This window comes from Sphingomonas cremea (assembly GCF_021502585.1).
GTDB classification, from domain to species: domain Bacteria; phylum Pseudomonadota; class Alphaproteobacteria; order Sphingomonadales; family Sphingomonadaceae; genus Sphingomicrobium; species Sphingomicrobium cremea.
Genome location: NZ_JAKFGM010000001.1, coordinates 329,875 through 344,980 on the forward strand (window position 1 = coordinate 329,875; position 15,106 = coordinate 344,980).

16 protein-coding genes are annotated in these 15,106 nt (G+C 61.9%); 6 read left to right on the forward strand and 10 right to left on the reverse strand.

All coding sequences use genetic code 11. From position 1 onward, the window contains the following. Positions 1 to 26 precede the first annotated feature (26 nt). Positions 27 to 578, forward strand: coding sequence for a CAP domain-containing protein (locus LVY65_RS01705; protein ID WP_235066281.1), 552 nt, complete (start codon positions 27 to 29; stop codon positions 576 to 578). Here the strand turns inward: LVY65_RS01705 and rdgB are convergent. Both rdgB and rph read right to left on the reverse strand, forming a co-directional pair. Beyond that, the gene (gene rdgB / locus LVY65_RS01710) at positions 558 to 1,166 is read right to left on the reverse strand and encodes an RdgB/HAM1 family non-canonical purine NTP pyrophosphatase (protein WP_235066282.1); all 609 of its coding nucleotides are present in this window, start codon (positions 1,164 to 1,166) and stop codon (positions 558 to 560) included. The genes LVY65_RS01705 and rdgB overlap by 21 nt on opposite strands. Beyond that, the gene (gene rph, locus LVY65_RS01715) at positions 1,163 to 1,879 is read right to left on the reverse strand and encodes a ribonuclease PH (RefSeq protein ID WP_235066283.1); all 717 of its coding nucleotides are present in this window, start codon (positions 1,877 to 1,879) and stop codon (positions 1,163 to 1,165) included. The genes rdgB and rph overlap by 4 nt, the downstream gene beginning before the upstream one ends. 84 nt (positions 1,880 to 1,963) lie before the next feature. On the opposite strand from rph, the gene hrcA reads away from it, so the two are divergent. Both hrcA and grpE read left to right on the forward strand, forming a co-directional pair. After that, positions 1,964 to 2,995, forward strand: coding sequence for a heat-inducible transcriptional repressor HrcA (hrcA, locus tag LVY65_RS01720; protein ID WP_235066284.1), 1,032 nt, complete (start codon positions 1,964 to 1,966; stop codon positions 2,993 to 2,995). Then, positions 2,995 to 3,540 carry a nucleotide exchange factor GrpE gene (grpE, locus tag LVY65_RS01725; protein ID WP_235066285.1) on the forward strand — a complete coding sequence of 182 codons (546 nt, stop codon included), beginning with the start codon at positions 2,995 to 2,997 and terminating at the stop codon, positions 3,538 to 3,540. Before hrcA ends, grpE begins: the two co-directional genes overlap by 1 nt. Here the strand turns inward: grpE and LVY65_RS01730 are convergent. From LVY65_RS01730 to LVY65_RS01745, 4 genes are all read right to left on the reverse strand, one after another. Beyond that, positions 3,537 to 3,923, reverse strand: coding sequence for a SpoIIAA family protein (locus LVY65_RS01730; RefSeq protein WP_235066286.1), 387 nt, complete (start codon positions 3,921 to 3,923; stop codon positions 3,537 to 3,539). The two genes, grpE and LVY65_RS01730, sit on opposite strands and share 4 nt — an antisense overlap. A gap of 24 nt (positions 3,924 to 3,947) precedes the next feature. Continuing rightward, positions 3,948 to 5,222 (reverse strand): FAD-dependent oxidoreductase, encoded by a 1,275-nt coding sequence (locus LVY65_RS01735; RefSeq protein ID WP_235066287.1) that lies wholly within the window; start codon positions 5,220 to 5,222, stop codon positions 3,948 to 3,950. A 3-nt stretch (positions 5,223 to 5,225) separates the two neighbouring features. Next, the gene (locus tag LVY65_RS01740; RefSeq protein WP_235066288.1) at positions 5,226 to 7,940 is read right to left on the reverse strand and encodes a TonB-dependent receptor; all 2,715 of its coding nucleotides are present in this window, start codon (positions 7,938 to 7,940) and stop codon (positions 5,226 to 5,228) included. An 82-nt stretch (positions 7,941 to 8,022) separates the two neighbouring features. Continuing rightward, a complete protein-coding gene (locus LVY65_RS01745) occupies positions 8,023 to 8,499 on the reverse strand; it encodes a basic secretory family protein (RefSeq protein ID WP_235066289.1) in 477 nt (158 codons plus the stop codon). Between the two features lie 143 nt (positions 8,500 to 8,642). On the opposite strand from LVY65_RS01745, the gene LVY65_RS01750 reads away from it, so the two are divergent. The 3 genes from LVY65_RS01750 to mltG all read left to right on the forward strand — a co-directional run bounded on the left by LVY65_RS01750 (position 8,643) and on the right by mltG (position 11,225). After that, positions 8,643 to 8,879, forward strand: a complete 237-nt coding sequence (locus tag LVY65_RS01750) for an acyl carrier protein (protein ID WP_106639538.1) — start codon at positions 8,643 to 8,645, stop codon at positions 8,877 to 8,879. Positions 8,880 to 8,984: 105 nt separating this feature from the next. Then, positions 8,985 to 10,247 (forward strand): beta-ketoacyl-ACP synthase II, encoded by a 1,263-nt coding sequence (gene fabF / locus LVY65_RS01755; protein WP_235066290.1) that lies wholly within the window; start codon positions 8,985 to 8,987, stop codon positions 10,245 to 10,247. Between the two features lie 9 nt (positions 10,248 to 10,256). After that, a complete protein-coding gene (mltG, locus tag LVY65_RS01760; protein WP_235066291.1) occupies positions 10,257 to 11,225 on the forward strand; it encodes an endolytic transglycosylase MltG in 969 nt (322 codons plus the stop codon). Here mltG and LVY65_RS01765 read toward each other — a convergent pair whose 3' ends face one another. From LVY65_RS01765 to rimO, 4 genes are all read right to left on the reverse strand, one after another. Further along, positions 11,226 to 11,486: a hypothetical protein gene (locus LVY65_RS01765; protein WP_235066292.1), complete on the reverse strand. Its 261-nt coding sequence runs from the start codon at positions 11,484 to 11,486 to the stop codon at positions 11,226 to 11,228. A 40-nt stretch (positions 11,487 to 11,526) separates the two neighbouring features. Continuing rightward, entirely contained in the window at positions 11,527 to 11,880 is a 354-nt protein-coding gene (locus LVY65_RS01770) for a MarR family transcriptional regulator (RefSeq protein ID WP_408021972.1), read from the reverse strand. A 146-nt stretch (positions 11,881 to 12,026) separates the two neighbouring features. Further along, positions 12,027 to 13,424, reverse strand: a complete 1,398-nt coding sequence (locus tag LVY65_RS01775; RefSeq protein ID WP_235066294.1) for a leucyl aminopeptidase family protein — start codon at positions 13,422 to 13,424, stop codon at positions 12,027 to 12,029. Between the two features lie 171 nt (positions 13,425 to 13,595). After that, the gene (gene rimO, locus LVY65_RS01780; protein WP_235066295.1) at positions 13,596 to 15,029 is read right to left on the reverse strand and encodes a 30S ribosomal protein S12 methylthiotransferase RimO; all 1,434 of its coding nucleotides are present in this window, start codon (positions 15,027 to 15,029) and stop codon (positions 13,596 to 13,598) included. Between the last annotated feature and the right edge of the window lie 77 nt (positions 15,030 to 15,106).

A 15,106-nucleotide genomic window follows, 5' to 3' on the forward strand; every position in this document is an offset into this window, starting at 1 on the left:
AACCAGGTGCGGGTCAAAATCCCGCCATGAAGCGCGCGCTCTTCTTTGTCCTGCTGCTGGCATCTCCAGTGGCTGCGGCCACGCTGCCGAGCCCCAACTGGCCTGCGCCGGCCGACCGGGGAGAGCCGCTGCTGCGCAAATCTGTGCTGAGCGCCCATAACCAGGCGCGCGGCCGGTTTGGCGTCCCGGCACTAACCTGGAGCGAGCAACTGGCCTCCGAGGCAATGCTTCATGCCCAACATATGGCGCAAACCGGAATTTACGGCCACGACCAGACCCCGGGCCGCCGCAAGAAAGCCGGTGAGAATCTTTGGCGGGGTCAGAGAGGCGTGTTTTCGTATGACATGATGGTCGGCGTAATGGTCGACGAGGCCAAGCATTTTCGGCCCGGCGTTTTTCCGAACGTCAGCCGAACTGGCGATTGGTCAAAAGTTGCACATTATACTCAGATCGTCTGGCCGACGACCACCGAAGTCGGCTGCGCGCTCGCATCCAGCGCCACCACCGATTATTTCGTCTGCCGCTACGCGCCGACGGGCAACAAGGACGGCTACCAGTTAGCCGAGCGCCGCGACTAATCGCTTGAACGCCTCGGCCCGGTGGCTGACGGCATGTTTTTCTTCAGGGTCATATTCGCCGAACGTCCGCTCCTGTCCGACAGGCACGAACATCGGGTCATAGCCGAAACCCTTGTTTCCGCGCGGCGGCCAGGCGAGCGTCCCATAGACGCGGCCTTCGAAGCTTTCAGCTTGTCCGTTGTCCGGCCAGGCGACCGCCAAAGCACAAACGAAATGGGCGTCGTGACCAGCTTCGTCACCAGCCGCCTCGACTTCACGCCAGACGCGCTCCATCGCCCGGTTAAAGTCGCGATTGCCTTCATCATCCTCGGCCCAGCGGGCGGAAAATATTCCGGGTAGCCCGTGCAGCGCGTCGACTGACAGGCCGCTGTCGTCGGCCAACGCCGGTAGTCCGCTTAGATCGGCCGCTTCGCGCGCCTTCAATTCGGCATTGTCAATGAACGTGTTTCCAATTTCGTCCGGTTCAGGCAGGCCCAACTCGGCCGCACCAACGCATTCTATTCCATGAGGCGCCAGCAGCTCCTGGATTTCCTTGAGCTTGCCGGCATTGTGGGTCGCGATGACGAGCTTGGATCCGATCGCCTTCATTTGCCCACCGCCTTTAATTGTTCCCGGAAAATCTCGGTGCAGCCCATCCGGGCAAGGCGCAATAGGCGCAGCAGCCCTTCCTCGTCGAACGTCTCGCCTTCGGCGGTCAGTTGAGCCTCAACGATCGCACTGTCGCCGGTCAGCACGAAATTGCCGTCCGAACCTGCCTGGCTGTCTTCGTCATAATCGAGGTCGAGTACCGCCTGTCCGTCGTGGAAGCCACAGCTGACAGCCGCGACCTGGGTGCGGATGGGATCCTCGGACAGCTGCCCGCCGGCAAGCAACTTGTCGACAGCGATTCGCAGCGCGACCCATGCGCCCGAGATTGCGGCAGTTCGCGTTCCGCCGTCAGCCTGGATGACATCGCAATCGACAACGATTTGTCGCTCGCCGAGCTTGCGCAGATCGACAACCGCGCGAAGCGAACGGCCGATCAGCCGCTGGATTTCCTGCGTCCGTCCCGATTGTTTGCCCTTGGCCGCCTCGCGATTGCCGCGAGTATGGGTGGCGCGGGGTAGCATGCCATATTCGGCGGTGACCCAACCCTGGCCCTTGCCGCGAAGGAATGGCGGTACTTTCTCTTCGACCGATGCGGTGACAAGTACCCGGGTGTCGCCGAAACTGACCAGGCAACTCCCTTCGGCGTGTCGAGTGAAGCCGGGCTCGAATTGCAAAGCGCGCATCTGGTCGGGGGCGCGGCCACTGGGGCGCATGTAAGTCTCCTGATTACCCTGTTGGATGCCGCCCTAGACCGGCCATCGTTGGCTTTCAAATGGCTTCGCCCTACATGCGGCGGCATGAGCGAGCCGATCGGCGACCTGACCAACCGCATGCGCGACATTTTCCGGCTGGTGGTCGAGGCATATCTCGACCGCGGCCAGCCGGTCGGATCGAAGGCGCTTACAGGCTCCGTCAGCCTCTCTCCCGCGTCCATCCGAGGTGTGATGCAAGAACTGGAGGAGCGTGGCCTCCTTACTCATCCTCATACATCTGCCGGTCGAATTCCCACCGAAACAGGACTGCGCCTGTTCGTGGACGGGATCATGCACAGCGCACTACCGTTGGCACGCGAGCGCGCGGTGATTGAGGCTCAACTCAAAGATCGCCCCGTCGAGGAAGCACTGGCCGCCGCGACCGCAACGCTGTCGGGTCTGTCAGCCTGTGCCGGTGTGGTGTTGGCTCCAAAAACCGAGCTTCGTCTTAAGCAATTGAGCTTTTTGCCGCTTGGCCCCGACCGGGCACTTGCGGTGTTGGTCAGCACCGACGGTAGTGTCGAAAACCGGGTCGTTCCATTGCCCGGCGATACCAGTGCCGTCGCGCTGGCCGAGGTCGCCAACTATGTGAGCGCGCGGTTGGCCGGACTTACGTTGACCGAAGCCGAGGCGCGCCTGCGCGTCGAAATAACTGAACGACGCGAGGCGTTGGATGCTGCCGCGGCGGAATTGGTTGCGCGCGGCCTTGCCGACTGGAGCGAGGACCATGCCCACCGGCCGGTGCTTATCGTGCGCGGCCAGGCCAATTTGATCGACGAGGGAACAGCAGCGGACCTGGAACGCGTCAGACGCTTGCTCGACGAGCTTGAAGACCGGCAGGAAATTGCGCGCTTGCTTGAAGGGGCAAGGGAAGGGCAAGGGTGCCGAATCTTCATCGGCAGCGAGAACCGGATGTTCGCTTTATCGGGATCCAGCGTCATTGCCGCCCCCTATCATGGGAGCGAAGGGCAGGTAGTGGGTGTTGTCGGGGTGATTGGGCCGACGCGATTGAACTATGCCCGAGTCGTCCCCATGGTGGATTTCACGGCGCAAGCCCTCACGAGATATATGAGATGATGGACAAGAACGAACTTCACGACGAAGCCGAATCGATCCGCGCCGAAACCGCCGCGGACGCCCCTGAGCTGGCCGAGCACGACCGCGTGGCTGAGCTGGAAAAGCTGCTCGAAGAGGCGAACGCAAAGGCGCTCTATGCCGCTGCGGAGACGCAGAATGTTCGGCGGCGGCTTGAATCGGAAAAGCAACAGGCCTCGGCCTATGCCGCAACCGGCTTCGCCCGCGACATGCTGGCGGTGCGCGATCATCTTGAGCGGGCACTCAGCCACGTTCCGGAAGCCGCGCTCCCCGACGAAAAAGTGAAGAGTTTCGTCGACGGGATCGAAGCGACGTTGCGCGAACTTGACGCGGTGTTCGCTCGCCAGGGGATCGTCCGCGTTGAGGCGCTGGGACAGCCGCTGGACCCTCATAAGCATCAGGCGATGATCGAGATCGCAACAGACAAGGCGGAGCCGGGGACTATCGTCGAGGAAATGCAGTCGGGCTATATGCTCAAGGACCGATTGCTGCGACCGGCATTGGTGGCGGTTGCGAAGGCCGGTTAGGCCGCTTCCACCTCATTGCCGGTGATTACCCAGGCGAGCGCTTCGTCGCGGTCCTCAGGCTCGAAGACTCGGTAGCTAATAAAGGGCAGCAGCGCGCTTTCGATACGCGTGCCAACCCTTATCCAGGCCTGATCGGCGACAACGGCAACGCGGCCGAACCTGTTCAGTTTTGCGAACAGGGGCATTGCTCGACTGAAATAGTGGGGAAGGCTCGCGAGCTCTAGGCTGCTGACCCCCTGCGTCTCCACAAATATATGAGCCTTGTCATGGCGCTCCATGATCGCGTCGAACCGGTCCATGATTGAATCGAGTTCCTGGCCTTTTATCGCGCCGCTGATCTTCAGTGCGATGGTGTTGTCGGGCGAATCGATGAATTGCAGCATCGGGACCTCCTTAAGGATAAGGCCTCAATGCACCTCGCGCCGTTGAGTTTCACCTTTGGTTGCAAGGCTGAAGCGCGGCTCGGTTTGAGCGCCGCCAGCCAAAACCAGCGTCGCTGCCATCCTTCCGACTTCCGGGCCATGCTTGAATCCATGGCCCGAGCCGCCCCCTACCAGCACGACATTGGTCATTGTCGGGTGGCGGTCGATCAGGAAATCGCCGTTTGAGCTATTTTCATATTGGCAGACCTCAGCGCCCAGCACCGGCGCGCCCTTCAATAGTGGAAAGCGGCGGTCCCGAAAGGAGATCACCTCGTCAAGCGCGGCCTGGGTGTGCTCGCGCGACTGGGTATCGGGATCGACCGCGACACCATGCTGGTCATGGGCAAATTTGACGCCCCGAGCTTCGAGGTCGGGGAAACCATAATACATGTCGCCGGCGTTGAAGTCGGCCCAGCCGGGCATGACGTCCGGGAGGAAGCGGCGGTCGCCCTCGGGCGGAGCGAAATAGAAGATCTCCTGCCGGGTGGCGAAGATGCGGCTGCCGAGCACGCCCGGGAAATATTTGGGAAGCCATGGGCCGAGCGCGAACACAAACGCGTCGGCCTCCAGCGTTCCGCCACTCGCAAGCTTCACAGATTTGAGCGCACCATCCTGCACGGGCGCCTGGACTAGGTCTTGCCGATACTCGCCGCCTGCCACGACATAGTTCTTTACCAGGGTCTGTACCGCGCGCCTGGCCATCAGCGCACCGAAGCCGGGTTCGTAGATGCCGGCATGGACGTCGGTGAAATTGATCATCGGAAAGCGGCGCGCCAGTGCCGGGCCATCCAATAGCTCGCTCGGCAACCCTAGGGCCCGGTGGGCGGCGATGCTGTCGGTTAGATAAGCTTCCTCGCTGGGGAAAAAGAACAGCACGCCGCAGGGAGTGAAAATCGGGAGGCCAGCGGTAGCGCTGAGCGCCTTCCATTCCTTAAGACTGTCGAGCGCCATGCGGGTGTATACGGCGTCCTTGCCATAGGCTCCGCGGGTCATTCGGCTGTCGCCACCAGAACTGGCGCGGCTGTTGGCCGGGCCGGCCATGTCGACCAGTGTGACCTTGTGGCCGCTTCTGCGAAGGTGCTCGGCAGTCCAGGCGCCGAAGGTGCCGGCCCCGATCACCGCGACGCGAGCGGACGAACCGGGCACCGCGGCCCTCAATAGTGCCGGTGAAATGGAGACGCCGCCCGCCCCGATGAGGAGCGAGCGGCGCGAAAGGTTGGGAAACGGCACGCCCGGAGGTTTGCCGTCTCCCTTTTCCATTGATTAGCCACGTTCCGGCTCAGGCGGTGGTGGAGGCGGAGGTGGCGGTGGAGGTGGCGGCGGGCAGGTGTCCGTCGCCAAGATCACCGAGCCGTCAGCGCAGGTCTGCGTCGCCGGCGGAGGCGGAGGTGGCGGCGGCGGAGGCGGCGGGGCAGGCGGAAGAGCCGGAGATGAGGCGAACGCATAGCGGACAGTCATCCCGACCGTGCGCGGCTGGCCGATGTTGTAGCCGAGCCGCGCGCGCCCACCGCGCTCGCGGTCGAACGACAGCTTGGCATTTTCGTCGAACACATTGTTGACGTAGAGCGCAACGCCCAGGCCGCTATCGAAGTCGATGCCGGCCGACAGGTTCACCAGGTCATAGGACTTCAGCTTCAGGCGCGAAGTGAAATCAAAGGACCCTTGGCCATAGGCGCCCGACTCCGGATCGAAGAAGATCATGTTGTTGAAATTCCCGGCGCCGGATTCTTGATCACCGGGCTGCGACCAGCGATCGCCGACATGCTGCCAGCTCGTCGAAACATACCAGTCGCCGTCATCGCGGAACCGCTGACCATAAGTGGCGCTGGCCGCAAACTGGAAGTTGGGAACGCTCGGAAGGCGGTTGCCGTCGCGAATTCCTGCGATGATCGCGCCGCCAGCGGTACGAACGTTAGAATCGAACTTGGCATCGACGTAGCTGCCCGCCAGGGACAGGTCGAGGCCGGGCGCCGGGGAGATGGCGAACTCGCCCTCAATGCCAAAGGTATGGGCCTTCGGCACGTTGAACACGACGCGTGAAGAGCAGCTGCCGGCATCGGCAGTGACCTGCAGGTCGCTGATGTCGGTGTAGAACACCGCCGAGTTCATCGTGATGCCGCGCTTCTGATATTTGAAGCCGACCTCGTAGTTCCACAGCGTTTCATCGTCGTAGGTTGGATGGTTGCCGTAGGTTAGCGCGTCGATGCCGGTGGCACCGCCGGAGCAGAGCGGAATGTTCAGCGGGTCATTGACGCCGCCCAGCCGGAAGCCCTTGGCGACCTGGGCATTAACGTTGAGGTTGTTTGACGGCTCCCAGGTCAAGATGACGCGCGGGCTGAAGCCGCTCGACTTGGTCTTGTCGCCGATCCGCGTGTCACCGTTCGAGAAGACACCTCCCGAGACGAAGTCACGCTTTTCCTTGAAGTCGTAGTAGCGACCGCCGGCCGTCAGCTTGAAGGTGCCGATCTCGTAACTCGCTTCACCAAACAGCGCGCCTTGCTTGATGATGTACGGCAAGTCTGCATTGTATGGGGAGTCGGCTGGGAAGCCATTTGCAAGCTGGGACGATACCAGCGGGACCCTTAATAGCGGGTTCGGATCGTTTCCGTTCGACGCGCATGCGTTGTCCGGCGGGTTGAGGTTACGGCATAAACCATTCAGGAACGGATCTCCGACCGCGGCGTCGAAGCCGGGGGTTGGCAGCCGCTGCTCATATTTGCGGTCGACGTGGCTGTAGAAGCCGCCAGCGACCCACTGGAACGGGCCCGATCCGGTTGAGGAAAGGCGCAGTTCCTGGGTCCATTGTTTCAGGTCAGTGGTGTCACGCAGATTTGAAGCCAAGTTTGCGCCGGGCGCAACCAGCGGTTCGACCCCGGTGAAGGAAATCGTAACCGACCCCGTCAGTGCCGACGCGTCACGCGAAACCAGGATGTCGCGGTTGATGTAGCTGGTGATCGAGGTCAGCTCGACACCACCAAAATCGTAGGCCGCCGTGAGGTCGGCAAGCCAGGTTTTGTCCGTAAACTTCTCGCGAAGCTTCAGATATTGCGTCCGCTCGCCAGGCCCGCCCGGGTCCGACGGAGTCGTGAATTGATTGTCGTAGAGGTTGTAGAATTCCTCGCGGTTGAAACCGTCGGTACTAACCTTCTGATAGACGACGCGTGGAGTGATCCGAAGGTTGTCGGTCGGTTCCCACAACAGTGAAACGCGGCCGCCATATCGCGCGCCGTCGTTGACGTTGTTGCCACTCGCGGGGCCAATGGCGTCGATGAAGCCGGCATATTTGGTGTAGTATCCAACGGCGCGCACGGCTGCCGTGTCGCCCAGAGGCACATTGATCGCGCCTTTCACATGACCGCCGAAGTCGCCGTCGTGGACGTGATTGACGTTGCCCTCGACCAGGCCTTCCGTCCTACCCAGCTTCGGCTGGTTGGTGATGTAACGCAGCGTGCCGCCAACACTGCCCGAGCCGAAAAGCGTACCCTGCGGTCCGCGAAGAGTTTCGACGCGATTCAAGTCGAAGAGGTCGAGGTCGGGCGTGAACAGCGATAGCGAAATGACCGATTCGTCGAGGTAGACGCCTACTTGCTCCTTCACGCCAGGCTGGTCGCGGATGATCTGGCCAGCCGAAACGCCACGAATTGAAACCTGGCTTTGACCCGGCCCGAGGTTTTGGACCGTAAGGCCTGCAACGTTGCGGCTAATGTCTTCTATCGTGTTCGCGTTGGCGCGCTGAATGTCTTCCTGCGTCTGCGCGTTGATCGAGAAGGGAACGTCCTGAACCGTCGACGCGCGCTTGGTCGCCGTGACGATGATCAGGTCACTGTCCTGCTCGGGCGCAGGCTGCACCTTTTCCTCTACGTTGTTTATCGCCTGTGCCTCGGCTTCAGCGGGCGTCTGCGCGAAGGCCGGCGTAGCCAGTGCCAGGGCGGAGGCGCTGAGCAGCAGGCCACGCGCAACTTGAGTAGTGATCGTCATGGAAATTCCCCCAGTTGGAATTTATGTCGGGTTGCAGACTATTCTTCTGCGCGCCTGCGAAAAGGGGGGTGTGCGTTTAGCGCTAAGACTGTTGCGAAAGTGTAACAGTTCGGTTGAAGGGCAGGAAACCGCGATTCGTTAATGGCCCAATCGGCCGCCCCTGGTCCGCCATGAACCGATGCCGGACAAGCTCGGCCTGCTGCTCCAGCCCGTAACGATCAAAGGGTCGCCCGTCCTTCAGCCGATAGGAATATCGGCAAAACGGATGGCGCATCATCACCAAGTAGAAGCGCCCGCGCGTCTGCGCCTGCCAAACGTGGGTCATTTCGTGAATGAATAGGCCCTGCAGCGAAAGTCGCTCATTGGAGAAATCATCCGACCACAACAGACTTCGGGGGTGAAAGTGGATGTTGCCGGTCGGGGCCATGACAACGCCCTTTGGCTGGAACGGCCACCATTTGCGCCTGACAAGGCGAACACGGGCATAATCGATTGCATCACCAAACACCGATAAGGCGAGTTCTATTTCGCCGGGCGTGAGGGAACGTGCACCTTTCATCGTGGGGAGAGAGTTAGGAGGCCATCATCGTCGCGTCGAGGGGACGATGCTCAATTGCTCCCCTAGAGCAAGCTGCGCTCGGCCCTTGCCGTCAGCCCGTCGCGCCGCTAGGGCAGCGCAAAATCTAACGGAGGAAATTCCACATGAGCGAGACCGCCGATCGGGTGAAGAAAATCGTCGTCGAACACCTTGGCGTCGAAGCTGAGAAGGTCACCGAGGAAGCAAGCTTCATCGACGACCTAGGCGCCGATAGCCTCGACATCGTCGAGCTGGTCATGGCCTTCGAAGAAGAGTTCGGCGTGGAAATCCCGGACGATGCGGCGGAGAAGATCGCGACCGTGAAGGACGCGATCGATTATATCGACCAGAATAAGGGCTGATCGGGAACCGATCGGCTGCCGCCCGCCTGTCGAGGCGGCACGAACGGCTTCCCGCTTCAACGGGAGGCCGTTTGCATTTGCGAGAATGTGGACAAGGATGATCGTATGCGCCGTGTGGTGGTGACAGGATTGGGTCTGGTGACGCCTCTTGGCGGCGATGTGGAAACGACCTGGTCGAATATCCTCGCAGCGAAATCCGGTGCTGGAAAGATCACCAGGTTCGACGCCAGTGACCAGAAGTGCCACATCGCCTGCGAGGTGAAGCCGGCGGACCATGAATATGGTTTCGACCCGGGCAAGCGGGTCGACCATAAGGTCCAGCGTCAGGTCGATCCGTTCATCATTTATGGTATCGATGCCGCTGGCCAGGCGATCGAAGACGCCGGCCTGCTCGAAATGGATGAGGCGACCCGGTTTCGCGCCGGCTGCTCGATCGGCTCGGGCATCGGTGGCTTGCCGGGCATTGAGAGCGAATCGCTCGTGCTGCACGAAAAGGGGCCGAGCAGGGTCAGCCCGCATTTCGTTCACGGCCGGCTGATCAACCTTATATCTGGTCAGGTATCGATCAAATATGGGCTGATGGGACCGAACCACGCGGTCGTCACTGCTTGTTCGACGGGCGCCCATTCGATCGGCGATGCCGCGCGTATGATCAAGGATGACGATGCGGACGTCATGCTGGCCGGTGGCGCCGAAGCAACGATCTGCCCGATCGGAATCGCCGGCTTCGCGCAGGCTCGCGCGCTGTCGACTGCCTTCAATGATCAGCCTGAAAAGGCCAGCCGACCCTATGACAAGGACCGCGATGGCTTCGTCATGGGCGAAGGTGCGGGCGTGGTGGTGCTCGAGGAATATGAGCACGCCAAGGCGCGAGGCGCCAAAATCTACGCGGAGGTAGTCGGATATGGCCTGTCGGGAGACGCCTATCACGTGACCGCACCACATCCCGAGGGCTCGGGAGCATTTCGCTCGATGGAAATGGCGCTCAAGAAGGCGGGTATGACGCCGGGCGATATCGATTATATCAACGCCCACGGCACCTCGACTCCATTAGGAGACGAGCTGGAGCTCGGCGCGGTTCGCCGCCTTTTCGGCAACGAGACCGCCAATCTTTCGATGAGTTCGACCAAATCGGCGATCGGTCATCTTCTTGGCGGCGCGGGCGCGGTGGAGACGATCTTTTGCATCCTCGCCATTCGCGACCAGATCGTACCGCCGACCCTCAACCTCGACAATCCTAGCGAGGGCACGACGGGAGTCGACCTCGTGCCGCACAAGGCCAAGAAGCGCCCTGTGCGAGCGGCCCTCAACAACAGCTTCGGCTTTGGCGGGACCAACGCCTCGCTGATCGTAAAGGCGGTAGACTAAGGTCCAGCCATGCTTCGCCGGCTGATTCTGATCGCGGCCCTGCTCGGCCTGGCTGCTGGCGCGGGCAGCTTCTGGCTGCTTTGGGCATCGCCGGGGCCCAAGGCAGGGCCACATAGAGTGACGATTGAGGAAGGCTCAACCCTCGCCTCCGTGGCCAGCAAGCTCGAAGCGGACGGGGTCATACCCGGAACCGCCAGAACCTACCGCGCCATGGCGCGGATATTTGGCTCGTCCGACCCGGTGCAGGCTGGCGAATTCGAAATTCCGGTGGGCTCCAGCGGTGCCCGGGTGTTGGAAATCCTCCAACATGGCCGCCCGATGGTGCGCCTTATCACCATCCCCGAGGGCATGCCTTCGATCCTGGTGCAGGAGAAGCTGGCGGCAATTCCCGAGTTGACCGGCCCAACGCCCTTGCCCGCCGAGGGATCGGTGCTGCCCAACAGTTATGATTGGCAGCGAGGCGAAATGCGCGCTGCGGTGCTGAAACGGATGACGGACGCGATGACCAGGGAGCTCGACGCACTCTGGGCCAAGCGCAAATGGAACTGCCCGGTCAATTCAAAGGAAGAAGCGGTCACACTGGCGTCGATCGTCGAGAAGGAAACGGGCAAACCTTCGGAGCGTCGCACGGTAGCAGGCGTATATTGCAACCGACTGCGCATCGGCATGAAGCTCGATGCCGACCCGACCGTCATCTACCCGATCACAAAGGGTAAACCGCTTGGCCGGCGAATCAAGCGATCAGAACTCAATGCGATTACGGGCTACAACACCTACCGCGAGCCGGGACTACCCCAAGGACCGATCGCCAATCCGGGTCGCGAAAGCATCGCCGCGGTACTCGACCCGGCGCCAACCAAGGCGCTCTACTTTGTCGCTGACGGCACTGGAGGGCACGTGTTTGCCGACACGCTGGCCGAGCATAATGCCAACGTTGCCAGATGGTATGCGATCCGCCGCGCGCGCGGCGAGATGTAGCTAGGGCGCAACCGCCGCAGCCCGAACATAGCCTACGCGGCCGTCGGGGCCATAGCCCCACGCCCAGCCGAGGCTCATATCCAGCATTCGGATTTCCTGGCCGGGCTGCAATTTGTCCAGGAGGTCCGCACTATCATGGGGCTCTCGCAGGAAGTCGGCAGCGGTAACCAAGTGGCGTATGAGGGGATCCGCATAGTGCGACGCGATCACCTGACCGGCCAGTGAAGTGTCGGCCAGGTCCTTGCGATATGCATGTGTCAATGGATCGGGAAAATTGGAAACGCCGACGAGGGCGAAACCCTCAACGGGACGCGAACGCGGGTTCCTTGCTCCGGTGGCTGTGTGCTGCGCGCCGGCCTTCGTCCTCCCCGGCTCCGAGGTATCTTTTGAACCCTTCAAGAAAATTGGCCCCGTCTTTGGTGCGGACGACAAACACGTTGCGGCGGTCGTCCTGATCCCGCTCGCGGCGCAGATAGCCGAGGGCACCCAAGGTATTCAAGGCGCGCGTGACGACCGGCTTGGATACTCCGAGCAAGCGCGCAAGTCCGCGCACGGTGTGCGGCCCAGGGGTCAAATAAACGAGCATCAACAGCGCCATCTGTCGATTGGTAAGGTCGGGCTCGCCAGATCGAACATATTCGATCAGCGCGCTCATCCAGCCCGATAGCGAAGCATCGCCCATTGGTCCGATTTCTCCCATCGTCGCGTGGCAAGAGAGAAACCGCGCAAAGGCGGATTGGTTGCGTAACGATCTGCCAAATTAGCTAAAATCCGGTGCTGCGGTTGCTCGTTGCGACGAGATCAAGCGCCGTAGCGCCGCCTGAGTAGCGCAAAAGCGGTGCGTAGTCCCATGGCTTCTCCCCCCTTGGGACGTCCAGGCTTGGCTGCTGGTCGCCATGCGAAAGTGTCGAAATGCGCCCAGGCAATCCCCTCCGGAACGAATCGTCGAAGGAAAAGGGCGGCGGTAACGGCCCCGGCCATCGGCGAATCCGCCGCGTTGGCGAGGTCCGCGACTTCAGATTTCAACATTTCGTCATAGCCATCCCATAGAGGCATTTGCCAAATCGGGTCGGCAATTTCCCTTGAAGCGCTTTGAAGGTCATTCGCGAGTTCGTCGTTGTTGGTGAACATCGCGGGCAGGTCGGGGCCCAAGGCGACGCGTGCAGCGCCGGTGAGCGTCGCGAAATCAAAGATGAGCTCCGGCTGCTGCTCGCCTGCGCGGGCAAGCGCGTCGCCGAGGATCAACCGTCCTTCGGCGTCGGTGTTGTCAATCTCGACCTTCAGGCCTTTGCGGCTGCCAATGACGTCGCCGGGTCGGATAGCGGCTGCGGACACGCTGTTTTCGACCGCCGGAACGAGCAAGTGCAGCCGCACTGGCAGGCGTTCAGCCATGACCAGCTTGGCGAGCGCCAGCGCATGAGCCGCCCCGCCCATATCCTTTTTCATCAGGCGCATGCCGCTGGCCGGCTTGATGTCGAGACCACCGCTGTCGAAGCATACCCCTTTGCCAATAATTGCGACGCGTGGGGCGCCTTCCTTGCCCCAGGTGAATTCGATCAGTCGAGGGGCGCGCTCGCGCGTGGCGCCTTGGCCGACGGCGGCGATCATCGGATAGCCTTGCGACAGGGCGTCCCCGGAAATTACTTCCAACTTCGCGCCGAATTGCTTGGCAACGTCGCGTGCTGCTGCCTCCAAGTCCGCCGGGCCCAGATCGGCGGCAGGCGTATCGACCAGGTTGCGGACATACGCTGTGGCTTCGGCCAGCCGGATCGTTCGATCGATCTCGGCCGCCTCCCTCGTAAGGAGCACGCGCGGCCCTCGCTCGTCGTCATTCTTGGACTTGTAGGCGGTGAAGCGATGCTGGCCGAGGAGCCAACCAAGCATGGCGGGTCCGGCTTCGCCCTCAGCCAGTCGATAAGTGCCTTCAGGCAGGGATTCGGCAAGCTTGGCGAGGCACCAGGGCGACAGTTCGCTTATCTTGGCAACCGCCGAGACGACCTCCCAGTCCGCGCCCTGAACACCGGGCAGGATCAAATATTGAAAGCCGTTTTTACCCTCGAATCGTGCTGCATCGAGCAGCGCCCTGCGGGCAGAGCTCTGGCGCTTGGACCACCCGGCGAAGCTATCCTTGTCGACCAGGTGGATGGCGCGGGCGGGGCCGCCGCGGTCGGGCTGCAAGAGCGAAGCGAAGTCGGTCATTCAGTGCCTTTAGCCGAGGTCGCGTACTTGCTCCACCGCCACGGCAAACCCGAGCCAACTCCCCTTCGAATGTGATCATGTTCGCGTCGACGTCGCCATTTGGGCAAGGCGCGCCAATCCTGCGCAATCGCTCTGGCCCACCTTCGGCATCGTCCTCAAGAGGAGCGGAGGTTAGGCGGGCACTCCAAAGAGGTCGTGCTCGTCTGAATCCTCGATCCTGACCCTGACGATATCGCCCTGCTTGAGACCGCCGGCGTCGCGGAGGTGGACTTCGCCGTCGATCTCGGGGGCATCGGCCTTGGAGCGGCCGGTGGCGCCGATTTCATGATGATGCTGAGGATGGGGGGCGTCGAGGTGGCCATCGAAGTGCCCCCTCTCCCTGCCCTCTCCCGCTGCAGGGAGCGAGGGGACCTCGTCGACCGTGTCGATCAGCACCTCAATGGTCTGGCCGACCTTGGCAGCGAGCTTCTCCGCTGAAATGCGGGCGGTGAGATCCATGACACGCTGGTAGCGATCTTCTTTGACGTCCTCCGGCACCGGATTGGGCAGGTCATTGGCAGCGGCGCCTTCGACGGGTTCGAAGCGGAAGGCGCCGACGCGGTCGAGTTGGGCTTCCTCGAGCCAGTCGAGGAGATATTGGAAATCCTCCTCGGTCTCGCCGGGGAAGCCGACGACGAAGCTCGAACGGATGGCGATGTCAGGGCAGGTCGAGCGCCAGTTCTTCAAGCGCTCGAGCACCTTGGCCTCATTGGCCGGGCGCTTCATGGCCTTGAGCACCTTTGGGGACGCATGCTGGAAGGGGATGTCGAGGTAGGGGAGGACCAGCCCCTCGGCCATCAATGGGATAACCTGGTCAACGTGCGGGTAGGGGTAGACGTAGTGGAGGCGGACCCAGGGAGTTTGGCCCTCGGGCGTCCGTAGCTTGCCGAGCTCGCGGGCGAGGTCGGTCATGTGAGCGCGTACCTCCTGGCCCTTCCATTCCCGCGGCTGGTGGCGGATGTCTACGCCGTAGGCCGAGGTGTCCTGACTGATCACCAGCAATTCCTTCGTCCCGGCTGCGACGAGCTTTTCGGCCTCGCGCAGGATTGCATCGGGCCGACGTGACGCAAGATCGCCGCGGATCGACGGGATGATGCAGAAGCTGCAGCGGTGGTTGCAGCCTTCGCTAATTTTCAAATAGCTGTAGTGGCGCGGGGTGAGCTTCAGGCCCTGTTCCGGCACCAGGTCAAGATAGGGGTTGGCAACCGGCGGCGCGGCCTCGAGCACCGCGCTGACCACTTCCTCATATTGCTGCGGCCCGGTGATGGCGAGCACTTGCGGAAAGCGGGCGCGGATGACGTCGGCTTCCTTGCCCATGCAGCCCGTGACTACGACCTTGCCGTTCTCGGCAATGGCCTCGCCGATCGCTTCGAGACTTTCTTCCTTGGCGCTGTCGAGGAAGCCGCAGGTATTGACCAAAACAACGTCGGCCCCGGCATAGTCGGGGGACATGTCATAGCCGTTAGCACGTAGCTTGGTGAGAATCCGCTCGGAGTCGACCAATGCCTTGGGACAGCCAAGCGATACCATGCCGACGCGCGGCGCAGAGGGGAGTTTCGTAGCCATGGGAAGCGGCGCCCTTTAACGTCGATTCGCGGCGAAAGCGAGGCCGACTTTGCACTGTCTCAAAGGGTGGCCATTGT

Bases quoted from the DNA above. Each gene is read 5' to 3' on its own strand.
- LVY65_RS01705 (WP_235066281.1), top strand. From the start codon at position 27: ATGAAGCGCGCGCTCTTCTTTGTCCTGCTGCTGGCATCTCCAGTGGCT.
- rdgB (WP_235066282.1), bottom strand. From the start codon at position 1,166: ATGAAGGCGATCGGATCCAAGCTCGTCATCGCGACCCACAATGCCGGC.
- rph (WP_235066283.1), bottom strand. From the start codon at position 1,879: ATGCGCCCCAGTGGCCGCGCCCCCGACCAGATGCGCGCTTTGCAATTC.
- hrcA (WP_235066284.1), top strand. From the start codon at position 1,964: ATGAGCGAGCCGATCGGCGACCTGACCAACCGCATGCGCGACATTTTC.
- grpE (WP_235066285.1), top strand. From the start codon at position 2,995: ATGGACAAGAACGAACTTCACGACGAAGCCGAATCGATCCGCGCCGAA.
- LVY65_RS01730 (WP_235066286.1), bottom strand. From the start codon at position 3,923: ATGCTGCAATTCATCGATTCGCCCGACAACACCATCGCACTGAAGATC.
- LVY65_RS01735 (WP_235066287.1), bottom strand. From the start codon at position 5,222: ATGGAAAAGGGAGACGGCAAACCTCCGGGCGTGCCGTTTCCCAACCTT.
- LVY65_RS01740 (WP_235066288.1), bottom strand. From the start codon at position 7,940: ATGACGATCACTACTCAAGTTGCGCGTGGCCTGCTGCTCAGCGCCTCC.
- LVY65_RS01745 (WP_235066289.1), bottom strand. From the start codon at position 8,499: ATGAAAGGTGCACGTTCCCTCACGCCCGGCGAAATAGAACTCGCCTTA.
- LVY65_RS01750 (WP_106639538.1), top strand. From the start codon at position 8,643: ATGAGCGAGACCGCCGATCGGGTGAAGAAAATCGTCGTCGAACACCTT.
- fabF (WP_235066290.1), top strand. From the start codon at position 8,985: ATGCGCCGTGTGGTGGTGACAGGATTGGGTCTGGTGACGCCTCTTGGC.
- mltG (WP_235066291.1), top strand. From the start codon at position 10,257: ATGCTTCGCCGGCTGATTCTGATCGCGGCCCTGCTCGGCCTGGCTGCT.
- LVY65_RS01770 (WP_408021972.1), bottom strand. From the start codon at position 11,880: ATGAGCGCGCTGATCGAATATGTTCGATCTGGCGAGCCCGACCTTACC.
- LVY65_RS01775 (WP_235066294.1), bottom strand. From the start codon at position 13,424: ATGACCGACTTCGCTTCGCTCTTGCAGCCCGACCGCGGCGGCCCCGCC.
- rimO (WP_235066295.1), bottom strand. From the start codon at position 15,029: ATGGCTACGAAACTCCCCTCTGCGCCGCGCGTCGGCATGGTATCGCTT.